Annotated in this window: 7 protein-coding genes; 2 read left to right on the forward strand and 5 right to left on the reverse strand. The window is 62.7% G+C overall.

The window, feature by feature from the left end; genetic code table 11:
* From VN004_RS00775 to VN004_RS00790, 4 genes are all read right to left on the reverse strand, one after another.
* Window positions 1–834 (reverse strand): tripartite tricarboxylate transporter substrate binding protein (locus tag VN004_RS00775; protein WP_325606200.1); only part of this gene is annotated, 834 nt, incomplete at its 3' end.
* 59 nt (window positions 835–893) lie between these two features.
* The gene (locus VN004_RS00780) at window positions 894–2,075 is read right to left on the reverse strand and encodes an alpha/beta hydrolase family protein (protein WP_325606201.1); all 1,182 of its coding nucleotides are present in this window, start codon (window positions 2,073–2,075) and stop codon (window positions 894–896) included.
* Window positions 2,076–2,199: 124 nt separating this feature from the next.
* Entirely contained in the window at window positions 2,200–3,339 is a 1,140-nt protein-coding gene (locus VN004_RS00785) for an NAD(P)/FAD-dependent oxidoreductase (protein WP_325606202.1), read from the reverse strand.
* A gap of 84 nt (window positions 3,340–3,423) precedes the next feature.
* Window positions 3,424–4,422: an ABC transporter substrate-binding protein gene (locus VN004_RS00790; protein ID WP_325606203.1), complete on the reverse strand. Its 999-nt coding sequence runs from the start codon at window positions 4,420–4,422 to the stop codon at window positions 3,424–3,426.
* A gap of 204 nt (window positions 4,423–4,626) precedes the next feature.
* Between VN004_RS00790 and VN004_RS00795 the strand changes: the two genes are divergently transcribed.
* Both VN004_RS00795 and VN004_RS00800 read left to right on the forward strand, forming a co-directional pair.
* On the forward strand, window positions 4,627–5,424 hold the full coding sequence (locus VN004_RS00795; protein ID WP_325606204.1) for an ABC transporter ATP-binding protein: 798 nt from the start codon (window positions 4,627–4,629) through the stop codon (window positions 5,422–5,424).
* Window positions 5,424–6,215 (forward strand): ABC transporter permease, encoded by a 792-nt coding sequence (locus VN004_RS00800; protein WP_325606205.1) that lies wholly within the window; start codon window positions 5,424–5,426, stop codon window positions 6,213–6,215. The genes VN004_RS00795 and VN004_RS00800 overlap by 1 nt, the downstream gene beginning before the upstream one ends.
* Window positions 6,216–6,249: 34 nt before the next feature.
* On the opposite strand, the gene VN004_RS00805 is transcribed toward VN004_RS00800, so the two are convergent.
* Window positions 6,250–6,876 carry a TetR/AcrR family transcriptional regulator gene (locus tag VN004_RS00805; RefSeq protein WP_325606206.1) on the reverse strand — a complete coding sequence of 209 codons (627 nt, stop codon included), beginning with the start codon at window positions 6,874–6,876 and terminating at the stop codon, window positions 6,250–6,252.
* Between the last annotated feature and the right edge of the window lie 45 nt (window positions 6,877–6,921).

Consider the following 6,921-nt stretch of genomic DNA (forward strand, 5'->3'; position numbering starts at 1 on the left):
CGGGTCCGAGATGATCGCTGCGATTTCCGACCGCATTTTCTGGATAATCGGTTGCGGCGTGTTGGCCGGAGCGAACAACGCAAAGAATGGCCGCCCGATATAGCCTTTGTATCCGAGTTCGGCCGCGGTCGGCACATCCGGAAGGCTGGGAAGCCGCTTGTCGCCATCGATGACAAGGCCCGTCACCTTCTTGGCCTCGAGCAAGGCCTGCAGATTGCTCACCCCGATGAACGCAACGGGAGTGGTGCCGGTCAGCATGCCATTGACAGCATCACCACCGCCACGGAACGGCACCTTCACGAGGTCCCCGCCCTTGTCCCGCTTGATGAAGGTTTCGACGAACGCTGCCTGCGCAACGCCCGGAGACGCATAGCTCATGGTGCCGGGCTTTGCCTTCGACACTTTCACGAGATCGTCCACCGACTTCACGTTCGTGTCGGCATTGATCGCAAGCACCTGCGGCAGGAAGAACAAGGTCATCACAGGGTCGATGCTCTTGTCGGGGTCGTATGGCAGGTTCTTGAACAAGAACGGATTGTAGATCACCGCCTCGCCCGGCAACACACAGAACGTATAGCCGTCGGGGGCTGCGTCGGCGCAAGCGCGCGAGGCGATGTTGAAACCGCCACCGGGACGGTTTTCGATGATCACCGGCTGCTTCAGCTTCTTGCTGAGTTCTTCGGCGACCGATCGCGCGAAAATATCGCTGGCCCCGCCTGCACTCGACGCATTGATGAAGCGGATGGTCGCCTGCGGATAATCGCTTTGCGCCATAGCCGGGGCAGCGATGGCGGTCCCGGCCAGTATCGTCAATGCCACACCAAGGGCCTTCATAAGGTTCTCCTCACCAGTCTCGACGTGATGTTGTTATTTTTGGAACGGTCGCTGTCGGATCAGCGCGGCGGCGCAAGGACCTCCGCGATCCAGTCCGTCATGTAGTCGATCTGTATCGACATGTTGTCAACGCCGCAATGTTCGATGCCGCCTTCGGACGCGTCGAATATTCGCAGGTCGCGGCGCGGGCTGTTGATCGTGCGCTCCACCATCAGCTTGGCCTGCTCGAGCGGCACCTGGCGGTCGTTGGCGCCATGCGCGACGAGCACCGGACAGCGGATGCGTTCGGCGACACCGCCTTCGAGCGTCATCGCCGCGATCGCCTTCGCGGTCTCTTCCTCGGTGCTCGTGCCGTAATACCACATCGCGTGATCCAGCCAGTCGGCGATCGAACGCGCAGCGCCGGGGTTGCGCAGAATGCGGCCATGCGAGCCGTCATTGTCCCAGCGCGCGCCATGCGCCACGGCGCAGGCAAGCCGATGCTCGAAAGCCGCAGACCGGAATGCATAATAGCCGCCGAGGCTCGGCGCGATGATGCCGATCTTCTTCGGATCGACCTCCGGCCTTTTCGACAGCCAGTCGACGCAGGCCGTCGTCGCGCGCTCGATATCGGCAATTGCCGGCAGCTTCAGCTTGCGCAAGGCCGCACCGACGCCGGGATGATCGACATGCAGACAACCGATATTCCGCGCGGCGAGTTCGGTGGTCAGATCCGACAGAAAAGCCCACTCCTTCGAGACATCGAAGCCGTCGAAGACGATCATGCAGGCGCCGGGCGCCTGGCTTGGCGGCGGAACATACAACGACGGCAACACGGTATTTTCGAACGGCACATCGACGAACTGAACCGGATTATGGGACAGCGTCATGCTGAGCCGGAACGTTTCCAGCATCGCGTCGTAGCTTTGCATCTTGCGCGGATCGCGATGGCTCATCTGCCGTTCCGCCGCCATATAATACAGACAGGCGCGGTGATATTTGCGCGCCGCGCTACGATCATGGCCATTGGCGCGATCGCGATCGGCAAGCCCGCGCACGCGGTCGGCCAGCCTGCACCAGGATTCCCACCACTCGATCTGGCGCTCCTTGGCGGAAGCGCCCTTCGACGCATTGTCGCGGAGCGGGCGGCACGCCTCCTCGATCTCCGACATCTCCCCGCCGACCTGCACGGTCATCAGGACGGCCATGTTCCACGAATAGTTGTCCGGGAAATATTCGAAGACCTTCACGCTAGACTGCATGTTGTAATATCGCTCCTTGGTTGTGCTCCGCCCGCGATGTCGTGGTCGATGCCCGCGTTTGCTCAAAGCTATACGGAATTTCCGCAGCAAATTACTCTGCACATTGCAGGGTCAAGCTGCGCGATCAGCGCATATCTTCAGTGCCGACCGGCACATGGCGCGCGGTCTTGGTGCGCTGCGCGATCATCCACTTCGATTTGCCGGCGAGGGTCAGGAAGGCGCGGCGCAGCGGCGTCGGCCAAGTGGTCGGCAGCCCGAGGAAAACCGAAATGCGCTGGGTGTGTTCGGTGAGGGGGCGCTCATTATGTTCCCAGACCCGCAGCGCGGTGGCCATGTCCTTCTCGCGGTCGAGATAATAGGCGAGCGACAGCGCATTCATCATCGAACAGCCCGCGCCCTGCCCAATATTCGGCGGAAGCGCGTGCGCGGCGTCGCCGAGCACCGCGACGCGGCCCGCCGACCATGTCTTCAGCCGCACATATTCGAAACGGTCGTAGCGTGCATCGTCACCGATCCGATCGATCAGGTCGGCCCAATGCGGGAACGAACGTTTCCATGTGTCCCTGTCGATCGGCGTGCGCCGTCCGATCTCGTCGGAATGCAGCATGGTGAAGGCGATATAGAGTTCGGTCTCGCTCACCGGCGTGTAGAGGATGCGCCGGCTGCCGGACCAGTTCTCGATCGTCGTGCCGCCGTCGCCTGAGGCCATTTCCTCAGCCGTCCTCGGGATGAGCACGCGGATCGCGCCGTCCGGCAGCGCCTTGCGCTTGGCGACGAGGCCGAGCGAGTCCCGCAATTTCGAATTGACGCCATCGCCTGCGACGATCAGGTCGGCCTTGCGTGTCTGCCCACCGGCCATGATCAATTCGCCGTCCGGCGTAGCGGCGATCGCCTCGGAGCCGAGCACGATCTCGACGCCATGCTGGCGCGCGGCATTGGCCATCGCATTGATCACGCGCTGGCGCACCACACTGAACACGCGTTTCGAGGGGTCCCAGCGATGAACGGAGAGAACGCGATTGTGCTCGTCGCGCATCTCGCGGGTATGCGCGAAAGGCGCGCCCTTCACCGCTTCCTCGTAGGCGCCGAGCTTTTCCAGGACGCGCAACCCGTTTTCGTAGATGTAGATGCCGGCCCCGCTCGGACGCAGTTCGGACGAGCGCTCGTGCAGCGTGACGCTCCAGCCGCGTTGCGCGAGTGCGACGGCCGCGGCGAGACCGGAAAATCCGCCACCGACGACTTCAGCGTGCCGTTTGCTTTGCATGATCTTTCGATAAGTCATTCCGGGGCACGCGCGAAGCGCGTGAGCCCGGAATGCAGATGGGTTCCACTCCGGAGCGACGGCGACCTATTTGATGAACTGGTTGCTGTACAGCTCCTCGACCGGCGTCTTCTTCTGGATGAAGCCCTTCTCCAGATAGAAGTCCTGCAGCTTCGACAGCCGCTCCGGATTGATTTCGCCGAGGCGCTTCTGATCGACATAGACGTGCTTGGCGTAATAGTTCAGCGCGTCCTTGACCACCTGCTCCTTGCCTTGCCAGGTCGGCACGAATTTCACGAAGTCCTCGGCCGCCTTGTTCGGATCGTCCATCACGTCCTTCATGCCGCGCATCGCCGCGGTCACGAATTTCTGGATCATCTCCGGATTCTTCTTGATCATCTCGTCCGACACCGCGATGCCCTGCGCGAGATGCGGGAAATATTGATCGGTCGGGATCACCTTCACCTTGGTGCCGGTGGCCTGCACGAGCGCGAGCCAGTCCGGCACGCCGGCCATGCCCTGCGACTTGCCCGTCGCGACGAATTCCCACACGCCGGTCGGACCGGCCTGCTGCACGTTGACATCGTTCTGCGTCAGGCCCGCGCTCGCCAGCAGTCCGATCAGCGCGTAGAAGGTGGTGTCCTGGAACGACAGCACGGTGAGGGTCTTGCCCTTCAGATCGGCCGGCTTCTCGACCCCGGCGTCCTCGCGCACCACCGTCTGCATGAAGCCCTTGCCGCCGAACAGCGCGACGATCTTCACCGGCACGCCATTGGCACGCACCATGATGGGTCCGTCACCGACGATGCCGCCAATCGGCGCATTGCCGGCGCCGACCATCTTGGCGACTTCGACACCGCCGCGCGCCACCTGGAAATCGACGTCGAGCCCCGCTTCCTTGAAATAGCCCTTGCCCTTGGCGAGTTGCAGCGGGGCAAAGGCCGGCAGCACCGGCGGCGCCGGGAACAGATAGGTCACCTTCTCCTGCGCCATGGCCTGCGGAGCGGCAATGCCGCCGCCGAGCGCCGCAGCGAGGGCAGCGATTGCCAGGCGGCGCGTGATGGCGGACGTGGTCGAAGCGGTCATGGGTGATATCCCTGCTGGTGCTCTCGTGACATTGTGCCCCGCTCCCTCTCGGACGTGACACCCCCGGATTAAACTTACTATACTCGACAGTCTCGCGGTGCGCTACGTGCCGCCATATCGGAGACGTGGTCCCCTTCGGTCACATGGTCCGAATGTTGCTCTCGATGCCGCAGGTGCGGAAAAGTCAGAGGCTTTGATCTTCGCATGAAGCGGCTCGAATATCGCAATGTCACCATGCGCTTTGCGGGTGCAAAAGGCGCCACCGTGACGGCGATCGAGAATGTCGGTTTCTCGGTGGCCGATGGCGAAGTCATTTCACTGATCGGGCCGAGTGGCTGCGGCAAGAGCACATTGCTCAATATCGGGTCAGGCCTTTATGCGCCGACCGAGGGCGAAGCCTATGTCGACGGCGAGCGCGTCGAGGGGCCGAACGAGCATGTCGCTTTCATGCTCCAGAAGGACCTGCTGCTGCCGTGGCGCACCATCGAACAGAATGTGCTGCTTGGAACCGAGATCCGCAAACTCGATCCGGCCGCAAGCCGGCAAAAGGCGCGCGACCTGCTGCAGGCCTTCAAGCTGGGCGAGTTTTCCGACCGATACCCGCACCAGTTGTCGGGCGGCATGCGCCAGCGCGCCGCCCTCGCCCGCACCCTCGCGGTCGACCCGTCCGTGCTCCTGCTCGACGAACCATTCTCCGCGGTGGATGCACAGACGCGGATCATGCTGCAACACGACCTCGCCCAGACGCTCGTCAAGGCCAACAAGACCGCGCTCCTGATCACGCACGATCTTCTGGAGGCCGTGATCCTGTCCGACCGCGTTCTGGTGATGAGCAAGCGGCCCGGCCGCATCATCGACGAGATTGTCATCGACATTCCGGACCGCGACCACCCATTGAAGCGGCGTCGAGATCCGAAAGTCGCCGGCTATATCGCGCGGCTGATGGATCAGCTCGATATCGGCGAACATCCCGCGCAGGACCAGGCGAAGGAGCCCGCCTGATGAACGCCGACCGTTCCGCGCTCGTTCGCCGCGGCACCATCGCAAGCGTCGCCATGCTGATCGTGTTCCTGGTCGCCTGGGAATGGGGACCCGGACTGTTGAAAATTCCGCCCTATATCGTGCCGCCGCTCTCCGCCACCTGGAAGGAATTCCTGCGGATGTGGAGCGTCACGGCATTGCCCTGGCATACCGGCGTCACCGCCTTCGAGGTTCTGATCGGCTTTATTCTCGGCAGTCTGCTCGGCGCTCTGATCGGCTATGTGCTCGGCATGTCGCCGACGGCGGAATTTGCGCTGTCGCCCTACATCCTCGCCCTGCAGATCGCGCCGAAGGTCGCATTCGCGCCGCTCTTCATCCTGTGGATGGGCTTTACGATCTATCCGAAGATTCTGGTGGCGATCCTGATCGTGTTCTTCCCGGTCATGGTCAACGTGCTGACCGCCGTGCGCGGCGTCGATCCCGATCTCATCAATCTCGCGCGGTCGTTCAAGGCGACGCGGTCGCAGATCTTCTGGAAGATCGAATTCCCGGCGTCCCTGCCGCCGCTCTTTGCAGGGCTTCGCATCGGCTCGACGCTGGCCGTGATCGGGGTCGTGGTCGGCGAACTGGTCGGCGGCAATTCGGGCCTCGGCTATTTGCTGTCGTTCGGCGAGGGCCAGGGCAATACCGCGATGGTGTTCGTCACCATCATCATGCTGACGATCGTCGGCGGTATCGCCTATCTCCTCGTGATCCTGATCGAGATGCGCGTTCTGCACTACATGCCCAAACGCGCCGCCGGCGGGATTTGACATTTTCCCTCCCCGCTGCGCGGGAGGGAAAACCTCACACCATCACATGACGAAGCGCCGCCTCGATCCGCGCGTCGATATCGCGCGGCGCCGGGGCCTTGTCGATCCCGAGCAGCATCTTCAGATGCGAATAGCCGCGCAGCAATTCGAGGAACTCCTCGGCCGCTCGCCTCGGATCGCTCACCTTCAAGGCCGGATCGCCCTTGTGGCGGATGAAATAGCCTGCCAGCGCGTCAATGCAGACCTGCGGGCCGGTCTCGTAGAACAGCCGTCCGAGCTTCGGAAAACGCCGGCTCTCGGCAATCACGATGCGATGCAGCTCCGCCGTGTCGCGCGCGAACACGATGTCTGTCATTTTTCGCGCAAAGGCCCGCAGCGCCTCGCGCGGCGGACGCGCGAAAATCTCGTCGATCTCCTCGGTGACGATGAGGTGGCACAATTCGGTGATAACGCCGGCGAACAGATCTTCCTTGCTGCCGAAATGCCGGTACACGGTCATCTTCGACACGCCGGCCGCGGCCGCGACCTCGTCCATGCTGGCGCCGCCGAAGCCCTGCTTGAGGAAAACGGCCTTCGCGCCCTTCAGGATCGCCTCGCGTTTCCGGTCGGACAGACCAGCCCGGCCGCCTGTCCCCCCGGCTTTGTCGACAGCGAGCGTCACTCTTTTCAATCCTTGTTCGTCAATCCTAGCTTGCCGCAAACGATA

The sequence above is a fragment of the Pseudorhodoplanes sp. genome (assembly GCF_035565855.1).
In the GTDB taxonomy this organism is placed as follows: domain Bacteria; phylum Pseudomonadota; class Alphaproteobacteria; order Rhizobiales; family Xanthobacteraceae; genus Pseudorhodoplanes.